The 22,872-nt window shown below is 40.6% G+C and carries 15 protein-coding genes; 3 read left to right on the top strand and 12 right to left on the bottom strand.

Going from position 1 to position 22,872, the window contains the following annotated elements:
• Positions 1–28 precede the first annotated feature (28 nt).
• Positions 29–709, bottom strand: a complete 681-nt coding sequence (locus AC27JP_RS12000; RefSeq protein WP_487115370.1) for an ABC transporter ATP-binding protein — start codon at positions 707–709, stop codon at positions 29–31.
• A 54-nt stretch (positions 710–763) separates the two neighbouring features.
• A complete protein-coding gene (locus AC27JP_RS11995; RefSeq protein ID WP_487115368.1) occupies positions 764–2,101 on the bottom strand; it encodes an efflux RND transporter periplasmic adaptor subunit in 1,338 nt (445 codons plus the stop codon).
• Positions 2,102–2,297: 196 nt separating this feature from the next.
• On the opposite strand from AC27JP_RS11995, the gene AC27JP_RS11990 reads away from it, so the two are divergent.
• Entirely contained in the window at positions 2,298–3,779 is a 1,482-nt protein-coding gene (locus AC27JP_RS11990; protein ID WP_487115366.1) for a sigma-54-dependent transcriptional regulator, read from the top strand.
• Positions 3,769–5,178: a sensor histidine kinase gene (locus AC27JP_RS11985; protein ID WP_487115364.1), complete on the top strand. Its 1,410-nt coding sequence runs from the start codon at positions 3,769–3,771 to the stop codon at positions 5,176–5,178. The genes AC27JP_RS11990 and AC27JP_RS11985 overlap by 11 nt, the downstream gene beginning before the upstream one ends.
• Positions 5,179–5,361: 183 nt before the next feature.
• Here the strand turns inward: AC27JP_RS11985 and AC27JP_RS11980 are convergent, their stop codons facing one another.
• The 6 genes from AC27JP_RS11980 to AC27JP_RS11955 form a co-directional block, all read right to left on the bottom strand.
• Entirely contained in the window at positions 5,362–6,156 is a 795-nt protein-coding gene (locus AC27JP_RS11980; protein ID WP_487115362.1) for a M48 family metallopeptidase, read from the bottom strand.
• A 101-nt stretch (positions 6,157–6,257) separates the two neighbouring features.
• Positions 6,258–7,739 carry a sensor histidine kinase gene (locus tag AC27JP_RS11975; protein ID WP_487115360.1) on the bottom strand — a complete coding sequence of 494 codons (1,482 nt, stop codon included), beginning with the start codon at positions 7,737–7,739 and terminating at the stop codon, positions 6,258–6,260.
• Complete coding sequence (locus AC27JP_RS11970) at positions 7,736–8,461, bottom strand: winged helix-turn-helix domain-containing protein (protein WP_487115358.1); 726 nt, start codon at positions 8,459–8,461, stop codon at positions 7,736–7,738. The genes AC27JP_RS11975 and AC27JP_RS11970 overlap by 4 nt, the downstream gene beginning before the upstream one ends.
• A 470-nt stretch (positions 8,462–8,931) precedes the next feature.
• Positions 8,932–9,774: a spondin domain-containing protein gene (locus tag AC27JP_RS11965; protein ID WP_487115356.1), complete on the bottom strand. Its 843-nt coding sequence runs from the start codon at positions 9,772–9,774 to the stop codon at positions 8,932–8,934.
• A 17-nt stretch (positions 9,775–9,791) separates the two neighbouring features.
• The gene (locus AC27JP_RS11960) at positions 9,792–10,622 is read right to left on the bottom strand and encodes a spondin domain-containing protein (RefSeq protein WP_487115354.1); all 831 of its coding nucleotides are present in this window, start codon (positions 10,620–10,622) and stop codon (positions 9,792–9,794) included.
• 115 nt (positions 10,623–10,737) lie between these two features.
• Positions 10,738–11,463, bottom strand: a complete 726-nt coding sequence (locus AC27JP_RS11955; RefSeq protein ID WP_487115352.1) for a hypothetical protein — start codon at positions 11,461–11,463, stop codon at positions 10,738–10,740.
• A gap of 158 nt (positions 11,464–11,621) precedes the next feature.
• Between AC27JP_RS11955 and AC27JP_RS11950 the strand changes: the two genes are divergently transcribed.
• Entirely contained in the window at positions 11,622–11,984 is a 363-nt protein-coding gene (locus AC27JP_RS11950) for a hypothetical protein (protein WP_487115350.1), read from the top strand.
• A 20-nt stretch (positions 11,985–12,004) separates the two neighbouring features.
• Here the strand turns inward: AC27JP_RS11950 and AC27JP_RS11945 are convergent, their stop codons facing one another.
• The 4 genes from AC27JP_RS11945 to AC27JP_RS11930 all read right to left on the bottom strand — a co-directional run bounded on the left by AC27JP_RS11945 (position 12,005) and on the right by AC27JP_RS11930 (position 22,835).
• Complete coding sequence (locus AC27JP_RS11945; RefSeq protein WP_487115348.1) at positions 12,005–12,328, bottom strand: DUF3392 domain-containing protein; 324 nt, start codon at positions 12,326–12,328, stop codon at positions 12,005–12,007.
• Positions 12,329–12,497: 169 nt separating this feature from the next.
• The gene (locus AC27JP_RS11940; RefSeq protein ID WP_487115346.1) at positions 12,498–16,595 is read right to left on the bottom strand and encodes a S8 family serine peptidase; all 4,098 of its coding nucleotides are present in this window, start codon (positions 16,593–16,595) and stop codon (positions 12,498–12,500) included.
• A gap of 42 nt (positions 16,596–16,637) precedes the next feature.
• Positions 16,638–20,381, bottom strand: a complete 3,744-nt coding sequence (locus AC27JP_RS11935; protein ID WP_487115344.1) for a S8 family serine peptidase — start codon at positions 20,379–20,381, stop codon at positions 16,638–16,640.
• A 357-nt stretch (positions 20,382–20,738) separates the two neighbouring features.
• Positions 20,739–22,835, bottom strand: coding sequence for a winged helix-turn-helix domain-containing protein (locus tag AC27JP_RS11930; RefSeq protein WP_487115343.1), 2,097 nt, complete (start codon positions 22,833–22,835; stop codon positions 20,739–20,741).
• Between the last annotated feature and the right edge of the window lie 37 nt (positions 22,836–22,872).

Genomic DNA, 22,872 nt, shown 5'->3' with positions numbered 1-22,872 from the left:
ATATCCTTGTTATAAAATCAGAGACAGATCAAGCTGCACGGACATTTTCATTAACAACATGGCCATCAAATAAATGTATGGTACGTCGAGCATAATCGGCATGTGCAGGGCTATGAGTCACCATCACTATGGTTGTTCCCTCGGCATTTAATTGCTGCAACATTTCCATCACCTCTTGGCCATGCGCACTATCTAAATTACCAGTTGGTTCATCAGCTAAAATCATTTTTTGATCACCGACCACTGCCCGAGCAACGGCAACGCGTTGCTGTTGGCCACCAGATAATTGATTGGGTAAATGTTTCGCACGGTGAGCAATACCAACCTTATCCATCACTTTTTCCACACGCTGCTTTCTTTCTGCTGCCGGTATTTTGTGATAAATAAGTGCTAATTCAATGTTTTCTTGAACGGTTAATTCATCAATTAAATTGAAGTTTTGAAAAATAAAACCAATATTCTTTTTACGAATGACCGACAATTGTTTTTCAGAATAACCAGCGACATTTTCATCCGCGAAAATATAGTCACCACTGCTTGGGCTATCTAGCATGCCGATGGTATTCAATAAGGTAGATTTACCGCAGCCTGAAGGTCCCATAATGGCAACAAACTCACCTTTCGCAATTTCAATATTAACGTTATTTAATGCCAATGTTTCAATATTATCTGATTGATAAACTCTGGTTAAATTGTGCAATTTCAACATATGATTATTTCCTTCTGATATTCAGTATTTTTTAATTAGTATTAAGGATTATGGCTAGTTAAACTTAAGACGTTGCATGTCTTGATAACTGCTATAAGGGCTAGTAACGACTTGCTCGCCAACTTCAAGACCTTCAATGACTTCGATATAACGGCTATTTCTTCGTCCTAAACGCACCGTACGCTTAACCGCTTCACTGCCGCTTTCGGTAACAACAAAGATCCAACTCCCACCGGTATCTTGAAAAAACGCACCATTAGGAATTAACAGTGCCTCACTGGCATCACCTAAGGTCAACTTAATTTGGATAGTTTGGCCACGACGAATACCACTGGGTTGTTGCTCAATAAAGGCAAAATCGACTTCAAATTGCCCGTTTTGAACTTGTGGGTATATTTTAGCGATACGCAATTGATAATCTTTATAGCGGGCACTTTGACCAATATCGACTCGGCCTAAATAGAACTCATCAATAAAGGCGGTTAACTTAAAATCATCTGGGGTATCTATTTGTCCTAACCTTTCTCCTCTGGCGATACTTTGCCCCACTTCAACATTAAAGCCCGATAATTTTCCTGCTACCGGCGCTTGCACATTAAGCTTTTCAAGGTTTTGTCGTGATATGTCTAAGTTACTTTCCAAGCGGGTAGCCGTTGCTTTCAGGTAACTTAGTTGCTCCCCTTGCATACGCGCGTCTGAAGCTTGGCTTTCTTTGGTCAGTTGTAATCGATTTTTATACCAAGTTAAGGTATCAGAAGTATCATCCGCTAAAGATTGACTTATTGCGCCACTTGCAACCAAGGCCTTTTGGCGCGCAACTTGTCGAGTCAGCAACTTAATTTCGTGTTCTATATCAACAATATTGCGCTTATGTTGTAACTTATTTTGTTCAAGGCTTAGCTCTATTGAACGCATATTATTAAGCTGTTCAGCAACACGAGTTTCATTACCTAAGACACTCAATTGCAATGAGGTGTTAGACAGTTCAACAATTAAGTCTCCCGCGGTTAGATTGGTACCGTCTTCCACTAAAATTCGCTCTATTCGCCCACCTTCAACAGCATCTAAAAATACCGTTTTAGCCGGGGTTACTCGGCCTCGTAACGGAATAAAGTCTTCAAAAATGCCGGAAGTTACTGTCGAAATCGCAATACGATTTTGTTCAACCACTAGGCTATTACCTGATGATTTCTCAGTGATAAAGTACATTGTCACCAACAACAAAATTCCAATAACGACCATCAACAACCATTTACGTGTTGATTTTGCCGAATGAGCTATTTCTCGATCCATGCCTGCACCTGAAACGATCGAACTAACCGGTGCTGCAGTTGCTTTTTTACTTTCTTCAGTCATTTGACTCACTTGTGTATACTTCGACTGACTTGGCATTACGTTATCCTGTATCTACTTATTCAATTATCAAAACTTATTACAATAATCATTCCAACAATTAACCCATTGTTATTTAAGGCTTTATATTCATTTTCATAATTTGCACCTTAAAGAACTGTACGTTTATGAACACTTACTGTACGTTATTGAACACTTTTAAATATTTAAACTTTGCTTAGTAAGGTAATAACAAGTGACGAGTACAGGTTCGACGGCAATGAAAACACCAGGAAAAATATTGATTGTTGATGACGACAACGACATTTTGGTGGCCGGTAAATTATTATTAAAACGCAAATTTAGCGATGTCAGCACCTGTAATCAGCCTGAGCATATTCCAACCTTTTTTGAAAAACAGCATTTTGATGTCGTTCTGCTTGATATGAATTTTGGCCCAGGTGAAAGCTCTGGTGCTCAAGGTTTTTATTGGTTACAGAAAATTCGCAAAATTGCCCCACAAAGCATCATTATTATGATCACCGCACATGGCGGTGTTGATATCGCAGTTGACGCGATGAAGCTTGGCGCAACCGACTTTATTGCTAAGCCGTGGCACAATGAAAAGGTTATTGCCACGGTAACAACCGCGGTTAAGTTGGCACAATCACAAACACATGCAAAAACATTACAAGCTAAAAATGACGCTTTGGTGCAGGTAAATAACTTAGATCATCAACAGAGTCTTATTGGTCATTCCACCTCTATGCAAGCGGTTCATTCTCTGATCTCTCGCTCGGCTCCAACCGATGCCAATGTATTGATTTTAGGTGAAAATGGCACTGGCAAAGAACTAGTCGCAAGAGAAATTCATCAACAAAGCTTACGGGCAAACCAGGTTTTTATGTCGGTTGATCTCGGAGCATTATCCGAAACCTTGTTTGAGAGTGAGCTATTTGGCCATCAAAAAGGTGCATTTACTGGCGCTAATCAAGATCGTATTGGCCGTTTATTAGCCGCTGATGGCGGCACGCTATTTCTTGATGAAATAGGCAACCTACCGTTACATTTACAAGCAAAACTATTAACTGTGCTTGAACAACGTAAAGTCACGCCATTAGGGGCTAACGAAGCGACTGCCTTTAACGTGCGCATTATCGCCGCAACTAATGTCCCTAAAGATACTTTACAAGACGAGAATAAATTTCGTCAAGATTTGCTGTTTCGCCTAAATACCGTCGAGTTAACCTTACCGCCATTGCGAATAAGACACGAAGATATTATGCCGCTTGCCATGCACTACGTGCAGCATTATGGTAAAAAATATCACAAATCTGCCAAAGAGCTATCGGCATCTGCCATTGAAGCACTTAACCATTATCAATGGCCTGGAAACATTAGAGAATTACGCCATGTTATTGAGCGAGCAACAATTTTGTCGACCACAAGTACCTTAACCGCAGAGGACTTTCAGCTTAATGTTGCTGGTGACCAACAAGCACTAGGTAATAAAAATAAAATTTCAAACGAAAATGACGATCAATCAACAGGCGTCCAAAAGCATGAAAATAAGCAATCGAATTCGTCACTACCCGCAGAACTGAATTTGGAAGCATTAGAGAAACAAGCCATTAGCTTAGCGTTAAAAAAGCACAAATATAACATTAGTCATAGCGCAAAAGAGTTGGGCTTAACACGCGCCGCACTCTACCGTAGGATGGAAAAACATGGGCTTTAAAAAATTTTCTGGGTTAATTGTTTTTCGAACCTTATTAACCATCATCACCGTTATAGTATTAACACAAGTATTGCTAGAAGACGGTTACCATATTACCTGTTTTATGCTATCGATTTTATTGATAATACAGCTAGTTGAACTTGTTCATTTTGTCAGTAAAACTAACGCCGAATTAGTGCGCTTTTTTGCTGCTGTTCGCCATGCTGATTTTTCACAACGATTTGAACTCCAGCATATCGGCTCTGGATTTGATGAAATGGGCGAAGCATTTAATGATATTCTTGCCGGTATTCAAGCAAGCCGCCGTCATCAAGAGCAAGAGGTTAAACATTTAAAAGCCTTAATAGAGCATGTCCCGGTGCCACTAATAAGTATTCATCAAAATCAGCAAATCACTTTATGGAATAACAGTGCGCGCAGACTATTTGGCAGCCATCACATTACCAAAGTTGAAGACCTTATCACCTTTGGCCAGCACTTTCCTGAGCAATTAAAAGCCCTGCCAATTGGCAAACGTGACTTGATTAACATCATCATTGACGGCCAAGAGCATCGTCTAAGCATTTCTGCCACTCAAGTGGTCAGCAGCAATAACACAGAAACATTGTTGAGTTTACAAGATATTCAAAGTGAATTAGATCTGGCACAGCTACAAGCATGGCAAGACTTAGTGCGAGTGCTAACTCATGAAATAATGAACAGTATTACGCCTGTTGCCTCTTTAGCAAAAACCGCCACGGATATCGTTGAAGAGCTACGAAGCAACTCACAGCTACCACAAGCGATCAATGATGACCTTGAGGATGTCGCACAAGCGGTTGCCACTGTCGCCAGACGAAGTGATGGCTTAATGAAATTCGTCACAGGTTATCGACGCCTGACCCGCTTACCTAAATTACATAAAAAGTTAATTAGCATTGCCGCACTGATCCAGCAAGTACAAGCATTAGCTTGTCAAAATTGGCACGAGATGGGCATCAGTTTAGCTGTCACGATCGAGCCGCCATCACTAGATATTTCAGTTGATATCAATATGATTGAACAAGTGCTGATAAACCTGCTACAAAATGCACAACAAGCGCTTACAGAACAAATTAATAACAAGCAAGCTAAAGTAATGATCCACGCCTATTTAAATTTACGTGGCAAAGTGGTTATCGAGGTCAGTAACAACGGCCCTATTATTCCGGTAGAAATCGCTAAAGAAGTTTTCGTACCATTTTATACCACCAAAACAGAAGGTTCAGGCGTTGGTTTAGCTCTTAGCCGACAAATAATGCTCGCCCATCAAGGCAGTATTCAGCTACAAAATAACAGCCAGGTACCGGAAAAATTGCGGGAAGGAGACAAAATTGAAAAAAACCATCAAGCCGGTGTGACCTTTAGCCTAGCGTTTTAACATCAAGTTATTGCCAGGATATCGTTACTATTATCTCGCATCCTGATGTTCGTGACACTGCCGACATAGTTCTAGGTACTTAGCTTTTATTTGGAACATAAAAATCGCCATACTTGCTTTACAAAAAAGCCTGCATTATGCAGGCTTTTCATTATAAATTAACACCCATTGCACGAATGAAAATTATATCGCTGGCTTAACGCACTTAGGCGCAGTCGCTTGCTTAAAAAATGGTGTCGATTTAGGTAAGTGAGCCGTAAGCTGTTTAATACGTGTTGCGTTCGACGGATGAGTCGACATAAATTCAGGTGGCGCCCCTGTCGACTGCTTAGCCATGTTTTGCCAAAGCGTAATACTTGCCGCAGGATCGAAGCCCGACTTTGCCATTAAGTCTTGGCCAACAATATCTGCTTCACTTTCATGACTGCGACCATATGGCATTAAAACACCATACTGTACGCCTAAACCTAAACCCGCCATAACCGTATTACGACTTTCAATGTTTTGGCTTTCCAGCAAAACATTCACTAAAGACAAGCCCATTTGGCTGGCTTGATTTGATGATAAACGTTCGTTTGAATGACGTTCGATAACGTGACCAACTTCATGACCAATAATAGCCCCTAATTGGTTTTGATCTTCCGCGACTTTTAAAATGCCAGTATAAACACCAATTTTACCACCTGGTAACGCAAAGGCATTGACTTGCGGCGAATCAAATACGACAACCTCCCAAGCCCCATCATGCGCTGATTTAGGAACATTTACGGTAATAGCATTTGCCACACATTGCACATAACGATTAATTGCTGGTGATTGACTGATTTTTTCTTTAGTTTTCATTTCTTCAAATGACGCACTGCCCATTTTATTGAGCTCACTGTCAGACATCATCATTAATTGTGAACGACCAGTTGAAGATTTTGTGCAGCCAGCTAAGGTAATTGCAGCAAGGCAAATCGCCAATTTAATTTTCATCTATACTCCTAAAATATGTTCCCTGTTGAGTTATTTTAAGTAATGAAAATGTAAATATCTATGGTTATTCTATTAATTTTAACGCTATCTACATAAGAAGCTTAATGATTTACCCGTCTTAAGTTAAATGAGAATGATGTGCCCTCACCCAGCGTACTTTGCACTTTGATGTCTGATTTAAGCAACTCTAATAATTTCTTGGTAATGGCTAAACCTAAGCCGGTATGTTTATTTTTGTCCTGTATGGCATTACTGGCACGATAGCGAGTGTCAAAAATATAAGATAATTCTTCCGGTTTTATGCCGGTACCGTTATCAGAAATTGCAAGTCGACATTGGTTGTCACTCAACTCTTCAATAATAAAAACAATTTTGCCATTTTTACTGGTATGGCGAATAGCGTTCTCTAATAAGTTGCTGATTACCCGCTCAAGCTTGGCAATATCACTGTGAACTTGGGTATAAGAGCTGCTGGGTTCAATCGAAATAGTTATATTTTTAGCACTTGCAGCTAAGTTAAATTTTGCAATAACATCATAAAGGAGTTCAGCCAAGTTAAAGCTTTCAAAATTCAATGACACTTGCCCGCCTTCCAAATGGGCCAGTTCAAAAATTTGGTCAATAAGCAGCTTCAATTGCAAGGTGTTTTTTAGCACTGTATTTATGTGCTTTTCTCGCTCTTCGCTACTTAACTCATCGCCTTTATGGGCAATCATTTCAATGTAGCCCTGCAGAGACGATAATGGCGTACGCAAGTCATGAGAAATATCGGCCAGTAACTCACGTCGTTGCACGTCACTTTGCTGTAATAAATTTAGCTGAGCATTAATTTGGTTAACCATTTCTTCAAATGCCACACCCAACTGATGCACTTCATTGCTACTGTTTGCCATCCATGTTGTTAACTTGACTTTAGATTTATCAAAGCCAAACTCTTTTAGTTGCTGAATATCTCGATTTAACCGACGCAATGGTCGAGTAAAATAATAAAAAATTCCCAACATAACGATAAAAAGAAAAAGTAAAGCGCCGACCAGCATCACCATCGACAGCTCAGCTTGCCGATCAGAATCCACTCGACTATACGCTGATTCATAACGTTCTCCCGCAACAATTACATACAGATAACCTATTAATTCACTACCCTTAAAAACTGGCGCTGCTGAAAATATTTTTTGCCGGCTTTGGTGTTGAGGGTCATCACCGTAAATAGGTAAACTGGCTTGATTTTGGGTCAATTGAATTAAGGGTTTTAAATCAATTCGGTCGCGCTTGATCAACGACGGAGTAATAGAGTGAGTTAAGATGGCACCATTTGGGTCAAGAAAATAAAATTCAAACGCCGGCCCTAACACCATTAAAGTATGAAATAAATTCTTTAACGCTTGGTGATCATAAGCGCCTTCTTGTAGCAAGGGATTATCACGGGCTAAACTCGCCGCCAGTGAAAGATGTAAATGCTGCTCTGACTCGTAACGCGTGGTTTTTTCTAAATGCTCGGTCCAAACAAAGAACACACTAATAATGACAATAAATACCAGTAATAACGACAATGAAAGTCTGTGGTATAAAGATAATTTCACGCCACAACACCCTGTCGAGAAAGCTTATAACCAACACCCCAAACGGTTTGCACAATTTCAGGTTTTGTGGCGTTGCGCTCAACTTTATTTCTTAAGCGATTAATATGTGAATTTACCGTATGTTCATAACCACTATGATGATAGCCCCAAACTGAGCTTAATAGTTGCTCACGAGAAAAAACTTGATCAGGGTGCGACGCCAAATAAAACAGTAAATCAAATTCGGTTGAGGTCAATTCAACATTTTTACCGTTCAGGGTTGCACGATGAGAGATACTATCAATTTGCAACGCGCCGACCGTGAGATATTGCTCAGGAGACTGCTTTTGCAAATTTTGCTGACTTATTTTTGATAGTAAGTGTACACGGCGCAATTGGCTACGAACACGTGCTTGCAACTCTCGAACACTAAAAGGTTTAGTCATGTAATCGTCGGCGCCTAGCTCTAAACCTAGCACTCGATCAATTTCACTGTTTCTTGATGTTACCATTAAGATCACCTGTTCGGGTTTTTGTTCTCGAAGCTGCCGACAAACATCTAAGCCAGACATGCCCGGCAACATAACATCAAGCATGACTAAGTCGTAATCTTGCGTTGCTAGTTTATCAAAGGCATCTTCACCCGATAAACTATGCTCAACGGTTACACCTATTTCTTGTAGGCTCAATGTGACTAAATCGGCAATATCTTGATCGTCTTCAACAACCAGTATGGTATCCATGTTTTGCTCCGTCGTTATTATCTTTTATTTATAAGAACGTCGGCACAAAGATATAATAAAGATTGCCTATTCATGACGTAACGAAACGAATAGGTCGTTTAAATTCTCAACAAAATAACGAATAATACTAAACTGCTTTCTTATCATGAAAGATAAGCAACACCTTACGGCCTTAACTAACATCAATCATGACACTGCCTGAGCTTTCAGCAATAAACGCGAGTTGCTGCGCTCAATACAAAAATCTTTACAATTGTCGCTAACCTAACTTATTCAGCATTGTTTCGTTATTTTTCTCTGTGCCTGCATCATAAGAACTTGTTTGCACAGAAATACTTTCGAAACCTTATTGAATTTAGCTCAGCATTTGAATTGCATCGATTTACGGTTGCTACAACCTTAAAAGTATTGGTGCCTACACCTACCAAGCCAAAAATTGATAAGCTTGTTGTGTAAGGCACCAATTCATTCTAACGGGTGCGTGTTACGACGATTCGAGCGGTAGGATTATCCCAACGATCCGCTTCAGTTAATACCGAAGTGGCTAAACCTTCTTTACTTGCATCTGTCGCATTAGCATTGGTTACCACACCACTATGAAAGTGTACTCGGTCAAAAAGGTCATCACGAGCGGCATCAAAACCAGCGCTTGCACCACCGCCACCGGCTGCACCCGCTGCTGGGCCCGGCATTGTACTTGCTGTTTCGGTATTAGCTTCAGTACCAGAATCCCATGTTGGCGCCATAAAGCTGACCGATTGCCCAACCGTCATGTTACTGATATCAGCCGCATTAAGACCGGTAAAGGCATCATTAGTGTCCACCAACATAGTGGTAAAACTGATCCTTAAATCGTCAACATCGAGTAAGGGCACCAATAATGTCGACATTGAGCCAACAGATCTCGGCGCGGTTGCACCGTCAGTAGCCACAGCATCAAGATATTGTGTCGCCGCTAATGCTTCAGCCATTAATTCAGCTGGATTGCCGCCCTCGGCCAATTGCTCTAAACCTAAACTTGCTGCTTCACCATCAATAAAGGCGTTATAACCTGGTTCATGTAAAATAATAGCAGCAGGAGAAAACGGTTGGCTATAGGTTAAATTGGTTAACTGCACCGTATAAACCGCAAGATTACCATTGATGCCATTTGTGCCATCGGTACCATTTGTTCCGTCTGTACCATTGGTGCCATCAACGCCTGGAGTACCGGCAGCACCGTCAACGCCATCACTACCATCATCACCACCACAACCGGTAGCTAGTACCGCAATAAGCGGCAGTAGTGCTAAACTTATTTTGTTAATTTTCATGATCTATTCTCCCTAAATTAAGGTGCTGGGATAGTAATAGTTACTCGTGCAACTGGGTTCAACCAACGGTGTTCTGTTGACTGTAGATCACTTGCGCCATCAGTAAGGCTAGTATCACCTAGAACATTTCGGTGAATATGAACCGGGCCATCAGTACCATCAACCACTTCATTAGCACCAATTGCCGTGCCATCTTGTGCAAAACCTACTTTTACTGCGACACCCGTACCGCCAACACCTAATGGCACTGGCGAAGCACCAACTCCGGCAACACCTGGCGCACCATAGCCACCTAGTGGTGTACCGCCTTGTTCAACAATATCAGTACGTGTACTGTTTAATTCATCATTCAACTCAGTACCGGCATCATAAGCGTGTAGCATGTATGTATAAGTACCTGGCGTGGTTGGAATTTTAATACTGTCTAAGCCAACAAAAGCATCATTGGTTGGAATTAGCATAGATAAAATAGAAAGGTAAGGCTTATCCATGGTATCAAATGGATAACTTAACGACATTGATGGAGCAACCAAGCCACCAAAACGGTGCCAAGTGTTTGACCCATTGTCAGTATCTGTTGGTCCTAAAAGCGCTTCAAAGTTTTGACCTGAAGACGCTGGCTCTTGAGCATCATCAATAACGCCGGCTTCAGCAAGCCATGCTAGTGCAGATGACGCGTCAACACCGGGCTCAAAGGCATCTACAGTGCTGTCGTGTGCAATCACTAAACGTGGCGTAAAGTGTTGCGCATGAGTTAAGTTAGTAATTTGAATATCAATGGTTTGTGCCATTAACGCTGAGCTTGAACAAGCTAATGCAATAGCCGATGCGGCTTTAAAAAGTTTCATAAGTTTCCCTTGATGACTAAATGATTTCGCATTCAGTATGCAAAGCAAACATTGCTAAACTTTCACGGAGTTATCACAAATTTATCACAATAGTTTAAATTAAAAGTAATGAAATTTATTTCTTAATTAGCGTGTCTCGGCCTTTACTGACGCCATAAACATCTTCCGGATAAAAACCTAGTGTCACATGGAAGTCTTTATTTTTTAACAATAAATTCTGTCGAATAAATTGCCCATCGCTGGAAGATGCCACGACAAAGTAGCTAGTTTTATCGCCCTTGGCAACCTTACCTAAGCCTTGTAAAGTGACGCTAAATTTTTGTGAACTATTTAATTTTTCTTTATTAATCGTTTGGTATTCGTATGGGTTGACCAAAGTAACATGGAATGATTGATGATCTCGGGCTGCTTGATGTTGGCGATAAATCGCATATTGCTCTTTGCCCAATTCCGCTTTTAATTGTGATAAGTAGCGACTCAGTTCAACTTCAGACACCTTACCGCCTAAATAAACTAAACCACTACTATCTTTTAACTCACTAATTTCAAGCGTTAAGTTTTTTTCAAAGTGGTGTTTTTCCTGCTCTGCTTGCGCAGAAGATTGCGCCATCGCCCGCGCGAGTGGACTGGCCTTTTTACTATCTTGTTTTGCATCAGCCACTGCACTTGATGAATGTTGAGAAGTAGCCTGGGCATGTCCTTCCATCACAGCTAACTTTTCATTTTTCCCCACCAAGTAATCCGCCAATGTTGTTGCGGTCGCAAAATTGACATTAGCGACAGCACATAGCAGGCACAATGCAAAGGGAGAAACAAAAATAGTTGCAGACTTTTTCTTCATACTTTTCTCAATATTAATTATGTTAATACTTACCTTGCTCAAGTGAATATCAGGTAAATTCAAACGCGATAATTCATCGTTGACTCTGACAAACTACAAGCTTTAACTATATACTCATGATATAACTCAGTTAAGTTTATAAGACCATTATTCATCGAATGAAGCCAGCCATTAGTCCCGAACTCTTTAATTATATCGCGATATCTTTATCACGCTTTAAATGGCCATTATTAGCCTGGAGCGCATTCTTTTTTAGCTTATTTGCTTTATTACAAACTCAAATCCAGCTAAATACACCTAGTTTTTTAGTATGGCTTGCCATATTTATTTTATTTACTGCCATTGAGAGCTTAGTGATCAGCGCTTTTATTTTCTTCTTTCAAGCACTACCTTCAACCCGAGAAAACAACTTAACTTGGCAACAATTTTATCGTGTTATCGAATGGTGTGAAGCCATACTGTTTACCATATTGCTACCGCTACCTATACTACTGTTTATCTACGCGTTTATGCGCTTATAAAACTAAAATTTTCACTAAAGCTATATATGTCGGTTTTTCTGCGCATATGCTCCAATAATAAAAAATATGCCCAAAATAAGTGGTAAGACATAGACATTAGGTACCTGTGCCAATTGTTGCGATAATTTTTTAGTTAGCCAAACTGTCAGTAAGCCATAACCAAAGGCACAGACGCCGACAAACGTTAAGCTTCGAATAAAAAAATTCTGACCAGCAACTAGCTTTCGAATAGCGCCATTTATATCATTGCCTAATATCACTAAAAGTGTCGCAACTATGGCCATTGCGGCTTGATACTGATACCCGCGAAACCACTGACCAACATCCGTTAACAACTCTAACATTACTTTTCTTTTTCACTCTATTTCGGATTATGCCAATACTACCATAGCCTTAATTTAAAAATTGTCTTTCTATGGATTTCCCCGCAATTTTAAAGAAAAAAAGCCAATCGTCAAACGATTGGCTTCGATTATAATAAAACTAAGAGTACGAGTTTATTACCCTATAAGATTATTTTCTATTACGGCGAAGTATGCGCCCTCCGAGTAATAAAGTTAATAACCAGCCAACGGCGCCACCGCTACTGGCATTATCAACATTTACTGATACTTGTGCAGGTAAACTTGATTTCGAGCCATTTGAACCAACAAGCTCGAAGGTCATGGTTTCATCAGACGAAACCGTAGGAGCATCAAAAGTAATTGAAGCGCCACTACCTGAAATGCTAACCGTAGGACCGGATGTTTGTGTCCACTGGTAGCTTATTTCTGGATTTTCAATAACCGCATCAACAACGCTTGCCGATAAAGTTACCGGTTTTCCTTCTTTAACTGAACTGCTTGAAGCAGAAGCAGAGAAAATAGGACGTCCTTCAATAAACACTGGCTGTTGTGGTGCAAATGTTTCACTTTCCGTACTGGTATTAACTGAGCTCTCGATTGTTGGTGTGGCATCTTGTGTACCTGCAACATTAGCGGTATCGATCACTAAACTAAAAGTTTGTGTCGAGTCACCATTTTGTTGCACATGACTCCACGACAGTACGTTACCATCAAGACTATATTCAACATCTTCGGCGCTCATTCGCATCGATGAAACACTGGTATTTGCTTCACGAATTAAGGTGTCAACAATTACACCTTCGGCTAATTCCATACTAAAGTTGTAACTTCGGTCTTCACCTGTGCTATTTTCAGTGACATTAATAGCAACCGTCATTTTGTCACCCGCAATTGTCGGCTCATCAATTCTGACGTCATCCTCACCACGACGTAAATTAACTCTCACCGCGCCAATGTTTTTATTCAGCTCCGCAGATGTCCCGAGCCAGAATACACCATGATAAATATCGTTCTCATTCATGGTTTCATCCCAAACAATACGTGTCTCAACATCTTCTAATGGTGAAACCGATGATGGTGTTTCTATCATCATATTGTCAGCATCAACTTCGATATTCGTGATAGAAAGCTTAACACTATCCATAATGGGGGCTTCGGCACACTCCATGCCTTCATCAGGCTCTTGCCCTTCGTCACAAAGCATTTGATTCTCAGTTAATGGAGCAGGACCTTCAGCCCAGTTATGAACTAATACCCAGTATGTATCATTACGAGGACTCACTTCATCAATTAGCTCTAAAGTCACTTCAGTCGCACTTTGATAGACCAATAAATCCATTTCTTCATGTGAAGGCTTACCATCAAGATCTGAATCAATACCGACAAAAATATCAATATCTGGCGATGTCGTTTCTAGCACTTCGATGACTAATCGTTTTGAGTCCGCTTGAATATTTAATGGCATCACTTTAATAGTCTGATCTTCCGGATTGTCATAATGGAAAATAGTATCGTTAGTGGCATCGCGCATTAATTCAAAATCGTATACATCGGCTTTTACCAAGCCTGACTTAATCACTTGTAAATCATCAGTGCCAATAGTCATTATCCCCTCTACCGGAGACGAATCACTGGTGCGTTTCGCCGTGATCTCGGTTTTTTCAGGTGCTACACCGGCAATAAAGTTAACCGTAACAGGTAAAGTTTGCACTGGCATAGAACTATCAGATGGCGTAAGTATGACCCGACCATTGGCCCACTCAACACCTAAACCTTGTGCCGCTTCCGCAGTAAAGGTTAACTCGACTTCTTCCCAGTCACTGACAGTAAAGTTACTATTATCACTCGTTAATGTGAAACCTTCATTGTAGTATTCGAAGCTTACGGTCCACGAGCCCGCTTTAGTTGCTTTAAAAGTTCGTGTCCAATCACATGAAATTAAACATTCGCCTTTTGATAAGCTTGGCAAGTTCATTTGATGTGGCTGTCCATGCCAATTAGCAATGTCATCACTAATGCCTTGTTCTTCCGCATGTGGATTCGCTGCTTCATAACCAGCACGTGTTTCGTTCATCACTAAGCCAGCATTTATTGCTAAATTCACCCGGGCACTGCCTGAGCCGGTACGGTGCATATCGGCACGATTTAACTCGCCATCAGCATCATCATCTTCATGAACATCAGTAAAAGCCGTCATCATTAATGCCGATTGCGCTTCTGCAGGTGTCCAGTTCGGTTGCGCAGCTTTCATTAGCACATACATACCGGCAATATGTGGTGATGCCATAGAGGTACCACTCATATAGCGAAACTCACCATTGACCTTTTCCCACGCTTGCGCGGCATCACTTTGCATGTAATCGCCTAAACCACCGGCAAGAATACTGACACCGGGCGCACCAACATCAGGAATCATATAGTCATCGGTAAAGTAATCTGGACCACGTGAGGTAAAGCTTGCGGTTATATCAGCTTTTTCACTATTAAGCATAAGCTCTGAATCTGTAAAGCTCACTTGATGGCCTTCCCCTTCTGCCAACCAAGCTAATAAGCTATCACCATCGGCTTTATTCAAGTGCACCGTTGGTAATACATGTAGGTCATTTTCAACATTATCTATGCTGTCATCAGAGTTGATAAAAATCATCCCTGCCGCCTGAGCTTGTAGCGCTGTATTACCTTTAGATAACCGAGTTAGTGACTCACCATCAGAGTCAATGCCACCACGACGACAAATCACCACTTTACCGGCAACTGAATCTTCTGACCATGAACCAGGTAAAGACCAATCACCACAATAACCAACTCCACCAGCAGTTTCAGCTTGACTGGCATCTTCAACATCACCGGCATAAACAATATCGGTTAATGTTGTAATTCCTGAAGTCGCTCCTTTACCAATTAAGTTACCTAATTCACTACTGCCACCAGAAAATGTCGCAATTTTTTCTTCAGTAAAATCCCGCGAGTGGCTTAATGCAGCAACCGTTGTCACCCAAGGTGAATTACCCGGAGAACCAACGGTTTTTTCTCCTAAGATGCCGGAGTTACCCGCGGCAACAGCGGTATGGATCCCCGCTTCACGAGCAGACAAAAATGCCAACGCATCAGAACTAAACCATGGCGAACTTGCCGTACCGCCAACGGAATAGTTAATGACATCAATATTATTAGCAATCGCATGCTCTATTGCTTCTATTGCGGCGCTCGAAGAACAACCTTCAACTGAGCAGGTTTTATATGAAACAATATTCGCGTGCGGTGCAACACCACTGATTGAAACTGAAAGTTCAGAATCATAATATTTGTGATTCCATTCACTTTCCTCATCGGTATAAACGGTTGGATAATGCACATCATCTATTCGATTTCCCACTATGGTAGAAGCAACATGGGTACCATGACCATGATCATCTTGGCCTGTGCCAACTCGCATATCCCAAGAAACTTGTGTAGTTAACCCCTCAAACGACATCACCCCGATAAGCTTATCATTACACCATTGCGGAGAATCAACACAGTCACCAAAATAAACACCTTCACCGTTTGGGTTGGTATGATCATAACCGTCTACACCAACATCAGCGAAAGAAGGGTGAAATGTCATATAATCAAAGCTAGATGCATCCCACGCAGTTTGTGTATATGATGAAATTCCGGTATCAAGTACACCAACAATAAGCCCTTCACCTTGAGAGCCTGAAATATCAGCATTATCCCAAACAGCTGTCGCACCAACGTGTTGAGGCCCTACGTCGGTCATTAATTGTTGCATTTCTTCTTTTTCAACCGCTAAAACACCCGGCATTTTACGTAACGCTAACACTTCGTTGGGCTCTAAATCAGCCACAAAACTGTTAATTGCAACTTTAAAACGCTTTTCAATTTTCACTTCTCGGTTTAGCAATACGTTAATAGCAGCAATGGCGTCATTTTGACGCTTGGCAAGATAATTACTATAAGTAATTGATGCCGAACTATTCACATTAAGTTTGCCATTACTAGTGCTGTTAACACCTTGAGATGCAGCAATATTGGTTGCTTTCAAGCCCTTAATACCACCTTGATATAAAGCCACAGGCTCATCTTCAAGTAGAATAAAGTAGCGTTTTTCAAAAAATTGTTTTGCGGCTTTTGCCTTACTATTCTTTTGTAATTGATTGAATTCAATTGTTGGAATATCGTCTATCGATACTACTGCCCCTGCGCCAAGCGTTAATAAACTCATCGGCAGAGCTAAAGCTATTTTGTTTAATTTAAAATTCACAATATATTTCCTTCTCTGAGAGACTTTGCCTCTCAATTTAAATTACTTAACTGCGCGACGAGCAAACCATGCAAGACTTGTTAACAACATAAACAGCAAACCTGTGCTACCACCACTACTTTCTGATGACTCGGCTGGCTCTGATGAAACTGTTGAAGTGGCAGTTGATGCGGTGACAGAAAAATTTAGGCTTGCTGTGGTTGTATTAACACCATCACTCGCAAGCACATTGGCTTGATAGTCACCTGAGGTATTTATCACTCCGGTAATTTCTCCTGAACGTGAGATGGTAACGCCAGCTGGTAGGCTGTCTGAACTAAAGGTTATGCCGTCACCTTCAACATCAGTAAATGCACTGGCGATTGAGGTTTCAAATGCCTGCCCTGCTATGCTAGCAATAGTTGTTAAATTTTCAGTAACGGCTGGAGCAATGTCATTTCGGTTATTAACATAAACATCGACATCAACTACTTGGGAGTCATGGTTTACATAATCAACATTAACTTTTAAGGTATAAGACTGAGTTTCTTCATAATCTAATGCTGAACTATTAGCTACGGTAATCGTACCATCAGGATCAACAGCAAACGGTGTTCCAGGTATCGCATTAACAAGATAAACATCGCCTTGAGCTTCATCAGGTTCGAAAAGCATCGCTGACTGAAGTTCAAGCTTACCAATAACAGTGCCGTTTTCCGCGTTTTCATAAATGCCAAATGCCTGCCCTGATTTCACGCCAAAATATCCATCATAATCAGTATCTGCATAAAGAGTATTATCGCTACCGAGTTCAAATATCATCACGCCAGGTGGACAGTACTCACTAGGCTCAAAACTTCCAATACCACCGACAAGGTTGTCACAGTGGTGCGCAACACTAACCGCTACTCGAGCGCTCTCACCTGGCGCCAACTCAACATTATTTGACCAAGTTGACACTTCACCATCGGTCGATAGTTTACCTATGGCGGCGTTATACGCTGCAAAAGTATTTTTGACTTCAATACAGTAATCGTCTGGGCGCGGGTTACCAAACCAGTCGGTACCATTAGGATCACAAGGAACATATTGACTTGGTGGGTAATCAGGACTTCCTGTATGATCAATAACCTCCATTAAAGATCGTCCCATAATTACAGGGTTATAACGAATAATCTCTTCATCAACATCTGCTTTAGCATCGCGATCCGTAGCAAATTGCCAACCTAAGTCTTCATTCCAACTGTCAATTGACTGATGATCATCATGGTATAACTCATCAATACACACATTTGCAATAACAGTATCGTCACCAATACTAACATCAACCTCTAAGCTAGAGGTTGTAAATCGGTCACGTGGATTCCACCACTCATATTCAATATCAAAGTCAATAAACTCAATTATAGGCTTACCGTCATTGTCCATCAAAACTTCAATGTAGGCTAAGATATCATTATCATCACGAAACTCATCTTCTGCTATTGCTTTGGCATTGTTGTTCATTCGTTCAGTATATTCTTCCGTATAAATACTGAAGAATGTTAATAAGTGGCCGAATCGATCAAAGTGCTCAGCCATGGGAGTATCCCATTTGTCGAACATTTGCACAGCAACTGACAGCTTTTGGCCAGATTCACACGAGGCTTCAGGGTTAATTCTTGCGCCAAGGTTCTTGATCATATGACCTTGACCACCTACTTTACTAGGCTGAATAAAGTCAATACTTCGCATACGTGGCATGGTCATAATAGTTTTCGAAATAGTACTATCATTCGTTAATTTCGTTGTACGTGATATTGCAGCACTGCCGGCAGCAATGACTTCTTCATTCCAATCATCAGCCTCAAAAGGAGTGGTAAAAAATTCAATGTAATCACTTCTCACCAGTGGCGTAGAGTTTTTTGGAAACACCTGCCATGGCATTTTTAATTGTGCTGAGTCTTCATTAGCATTATCAAAAATTAGATAACCATTCACATTTTCTTTCGTGAAGTTTTCAATGGTAAAATCTTCAGATGATAATAACATTTGCTTTGACAATTTCGTCGCATCCACCACCATAGTAATATTAAAAGTTAATGAATGATTTGCAGGAACATTAATGGTTTCAGGAACAATAAAACTAACCGCGGCATTGTTCTCCTTGTCACCATTGGTCATTGTACTTACCGAGTAAGTCTGTACTTCTTCAGTCAAATTCCGAATAGTTAAATCACGAGTTACCGCTGTCGAGCTAGGTGTTTCAACAAAACCGAACGCCAACCCCGGCTGATAGTTACTCGAATCCCAAACAACTGCATCTGCTGTTGTTGCAATATCACCATTAACTAAGCCAGTGCCCATAAAAGGTACTTCTGCAATGGTTGTGATACTGCGTTCCACTTCATCATTGTAGGTCGTCGAACCTTTAATACCGTCCGCGATAGCAGTATTAGCAACCAGTGCTTTCGCCTCAATCGGGCTTAATTGCGGGTAATTCGCTAAAATGGTTGCAACCGTACCTGCAGCATGCGCAGCAGCATAAGTTGAATGTCCGATATAACTTTTTTCACCATCACCTGAGCCAACAACTGGGCCAGTAATGTTTTCAGCTGGAGCTACCACTTCCGGCTTTAATTGATGTGTGCCACGACTAGGACCTGCCGGTGTAAAGTCTGATAAGGTCACCGTTTCACCGTCGATATTAACCGAACCAACCGTCAAAGCTTCTGGCGCGAGAGCACGCCAAGCTAAATTGAAGTAATAGTTAAAGTCAGTTTGGCCAGCGCCAATTACCACTAGCGAGCCAGACGCACTTAACCGTCTTATTAAGCCAACTTCTCGTGTCGGTGAAGATCCTTGCGTATCATCTTCAACGTAAAAGCCGCCATTACCATATGAATTTAAAACGATAACATCTGGTCGATCGCTTATATCGCCATCTTGGTTAGGATCAACAATGACATCTAATACCGAGATGAAGTAAGGGCTAGACCAATCATAGGTTTTATAAGATAAAATTTTGGCATCTGGTGCTTGTGATAATATACGTGCAGCAACGGCGGTACCTGAAGGGATCAGGCCTGCATCAACATTAGCATCACTGGCATTTTCAATCGGATTATAATCAATACTGTGGTTTCCCTCTTCAATTGCAGAAAAATCTAAACCGCCAATAACAGTATCAGTAGGAAAACCATCCCAGGCATTACTGCGGTTCGCCCAGGCCTTTGCATAAGCCTCTGCAGTACCTTCACCACCTAACGCTGTGTGAGTATAGTCGACGCCGTTTCCTACTATAGCTACGGTAACACTATCTCCAGGCTCTTTAATTTTTAAAAATGGAAAGGCTGTAAACTCATCATCTTCGGTATAGCTGGCTGTCTCACTTAGCATTTCTGCATTAACAATATTATCGTCTACTTTAAGCTGCTCCGCCGCTTCATGTGTCATCTGTACATATATAGCATTAGCCGTTAATCTGACTTTGCGTACTAAGATGCTAGCACTATCAATGCTACGAATTTTCTTAAGTACCTCATCTTGCTGTTTATCAATTAGGGCAACAACGGTACTGCGATTTTCTCCCATATTTGAGTAACTTGCATCCAATGCACTTTTCTCAGACAAACTAAGCAAATAAACACCCGACTCTGCAGTTATCGATTTAAAAGCAGAGCGAGTATCTGATGTACTATTTGTCTGTTCATTTGCTACAGCTTGATTAGTGGAAGTTTCGTTAGTAAGTTTCACTTCACTCGCATTTATAGAAAACGCTAAAGCGGATGAAACAACCAACGCAACGGTTGATGATTTAAAAACCATGTATAACCTCTTGTTTTTCATTTTCGTCCTAAAAATTCAATTACTCACTTTTTTAATATTTATAATTTGGTGAATAATTGACCATAAGTTATTAGTAGTGAAAAACGAAAAGTTAAACAATGGAATTGAGCTCAAATCAACCTCAATTAAACATCAAGCAAACATCAATTATGATAAATATCAAAGGATTAAATATTTACAGAAGTGTTACAAAACAATGTATTTTGTACTTTCTGTCTTGATTAAATAAGAGGTTTCTGTTGCTAAAATAGCAATCTCGATAACCTTGCCATTAAGGTCGGCAAGGATACGCTGATAAATTGAAAATCTGGGAGGGAATAAGAGCCTTATATAGCCTCAGTCTGCAAAAGTAAGTGTATGAATGTCAGCATCATTTAAACTAACCATTGAAATCAAGAAGCTATTATCGTCAGCAGCACTAATGCCATAATATTTTTTTATACTGTTAGCGGGGAAACGTTTTACCACCACATCAGGGCCAGTTCCGCTGTATTTTTTTATTAAATCCTCACTATCAGTTCGAGTTAAATAATAAAGACTATCACCTTGCCAAAAAAAGGCACCATAATCATTTTCATTGAGCTCTGAAATAATTCTTTTATACTTATTTTCTTGTGGATTGAAGCGCCATACTCCCGCCACTAACTCCCTGCTCATATAGTACATACCGTCTTTGCCATGAACAATTTTTTTCTCATTTTGTCGGCTAATTATCGATAAGTTACCTGTCTCTACTTGATACTGGTAAGATGCAAATACGCCATCATTATCAGCAGTAAAGAGGATAAAGTTACCATCTTGGGACCAAGCAGGATTTTGCGGTTCGATATCGCCCAACGCTAACTCGGTTAATTTTCCTGAGGCAAGTTCACCTAAAAATAAAGAGAAGTTTTCATGACTGGGTAATTTAATATTGACCACATATTTTTTACCATTAGGGGAAACACTAGGTATCAAGGCAACACCTTTGCCTTTAGTTAAGTTTGTTGTGTTTTTTTTCGATTTCAACCAGATATCCCAGTTATCATCACGGTTAGAAAGAAACACTATTCCCTCATTTTCCTTGCTATAGCTACCGTAAATATCTCTTGAGGAAGAAGATACCTTACTCACCTCTTTATCGTGATTAATTCCTACTTGCGTTATATGTTCTCTGGCTGAATAACGTGAGTAAAATAATTGCGCTCGGCTTGCGCTATAACTTAAATTCGATGGCGTTGATATTTTCCTCATCACCTGCCAAGCGTTTGAATTAAGATTAAACTTATGAATCGCATAATGGGCATCATCCAATAAGTTGGTATAAATTTCATTGTTGCTATGATCCCATGCCAAACCAACTATCGAGATATCATAGTCTAATAAATTACGTTCTTTACCGTGCTCGGAAATAAGCACTAATTTGGCTTTCACGTATTGTTCGCGAATTAAAATAATTGCTTTTGAGTCACCACCAAAAACCGCCATAACATCACGTTCATTACCTTGAGGGAAGCTGACTTGCGATATGGTTTCCCGCTTAATGTCATAACGAAATATCGCCATTTCAGTGCCGTTGGCTTTAGGGTATAACAGATACCTACCATCAGGAGACCAGTTTAAACTATGCCGCATTGGGTTATATACGCAGCCCGTATCAACAAGTACATCTAGATTACTGACTAAATTTCTCACTCTCACTTGACATTGTTCATCCACCTTACGCACGTAAGCTATCGAGCTATCATCTTGAGACCAAGCTGGCGAACTTTCCTCATCGTTACTCTGAGTAAGCATTCTTAGCGGTGCATCTTCATTTACTAAATCTTTTATATAGAGCTGCCCTTTCGATGATTCACGAACCCAGCGAAAGGCAAGATAGTTGCCGTCATTAGAAATAGCAGGATGCTCTTCAATACCTTGGTAATTAGTTTCACGAAGAGATTTCGGCGCTTGTTGCGTGGTGGTCAAACCTTGCTCTGGCGTATTATAAAAAGAATAAACACTGAATAAAATAATCGCAGAAATTACCGCAAACAAAAGCATAAAGCGATTAGTAACATAAAACCGAGGCACTTTATCATCTGCTATGGATGGCGCTACTAACTCAGGTAAGACAGGTTGAGGGGTAAGTATCAGTATATAACCCACTTTTCTCAGGGTTTTGAAAATGCCTTCTGATTCAGCCCCCAAATCGGAAAATGTTTTACGCAAATGCCACATCGCGTTAGTAAATCCCCGCTCACCAACGCCAGTATTGCCGTCCCAAATAATATCGATCGCGACACTGCGTTGTACCGAGTGGTTTTCAGACTGAATAAATAACTTTAATAACTCAAATACCTTTACCGGTAATGTAATTGTACCATTTTCGTTACTTACACTTAATTCGTGGCAATTGACCGTATATGGGCCAAGTAAATAGATATCTGCGGGCAGCACGACTTTTGACAAAATAGACTCTATTCAATTTGTTATTATTTTTAGTTGT

The sequence above is a fragment of the Colwellia sp. SU-HH01172 genome (genome assembly GCF_057553355.1).
Note: the sequence above shows the minus strand (reverse complement) of the source record. Positions and strands in the feature narration are given on the sequence as shown.

What these genes read in the sequence shown, in the direction of transcription:
- AC27JP_RS12000 (WP_487115370.1), bottom strand. Translation starts at nt 709, where the DNA reads ATGTTGAAATTGCACAATTTAACCAGAGTTTATCAATCAGATAATATT.
- AC27JP_RS11995 (WP_487115368.1), bottom strand. Translation starts at nt 2,101, where the DNA reads ATGCCAAGTCAGTCGAAGTATACACAAGTGAGTCAAATGACTGAAGAA.
- AC27JP_RS11985 (WP_487115364.1), top strand. Translation starts at nt 3,769, where the DNA reads ATGGGCTTTAAAAAATTTTCTGGGTTAATTGTTTTTCGAACCTTATTA.
- AC27JP_RS11980 (WP_487115362.1), bottom strand. Translation starts at nt 6,156, where the DNA reads ATGAAAATTAAATTGGCGATTTGCCTTGCTGCAATTACCTTAGCTGGC.
- AC27JP_RS11970 (WP_487115358.1), bottom strand. Translation starts at nt 8,461, where the DNA reads ATGGATACCATACTGGTTGTTGAAGACGATCAAGATATTGCCGATTTA.
- AC27JP_RS11965 (WP_487115356.1), bottom strand. Translation starts at nt 9,774, where the DNA reads ATGAAAATTAACAAAATAAGTTTAGCACTACTGCCGCTTATTGCGGTA.
- AC27JP_RS11960 (WP_487115354.1), bottom strand. Translation starts at nt 10,622, where the DNA reads ATGAAACTTTTTAAAGCCGCATCGGCTATTGCATTAGCTTGTTCAAGC.
- AC27JP_RS11955 (WP_487115352.1), bottom strand. Translation starts at nt 11,463, where the DNA reads ATGAAGAAAAAGTCTGCAACTATTTTTGTTTCTCCCTTTGCATTGTGC.
- AC27JP_RS11950 (WP_487115350.1), top strand. Translation starts at nt 11,622, where the DNA reads ATGAAGCCAGCCATTAGTCCCGAACTCTTTAATTATATCGCGATATCT.
- AC27JP_RS11945 (WP_487115348.1), bottom strand. Translation starts at nt 12,328, where the DNA reads ATGTTAGAGTTGTTAACGGATGTTGGTCAGTGGTTTCGCGGGTATCAG.
- AC27JP_RS11935 (WP_487115344.1), bottom strand. Translation starts at nt 20,381, where the DNA reads ATGGTTTTTAAATCATCAACCGTTGCGTTGGTTGTTTCATCCGCTTTA.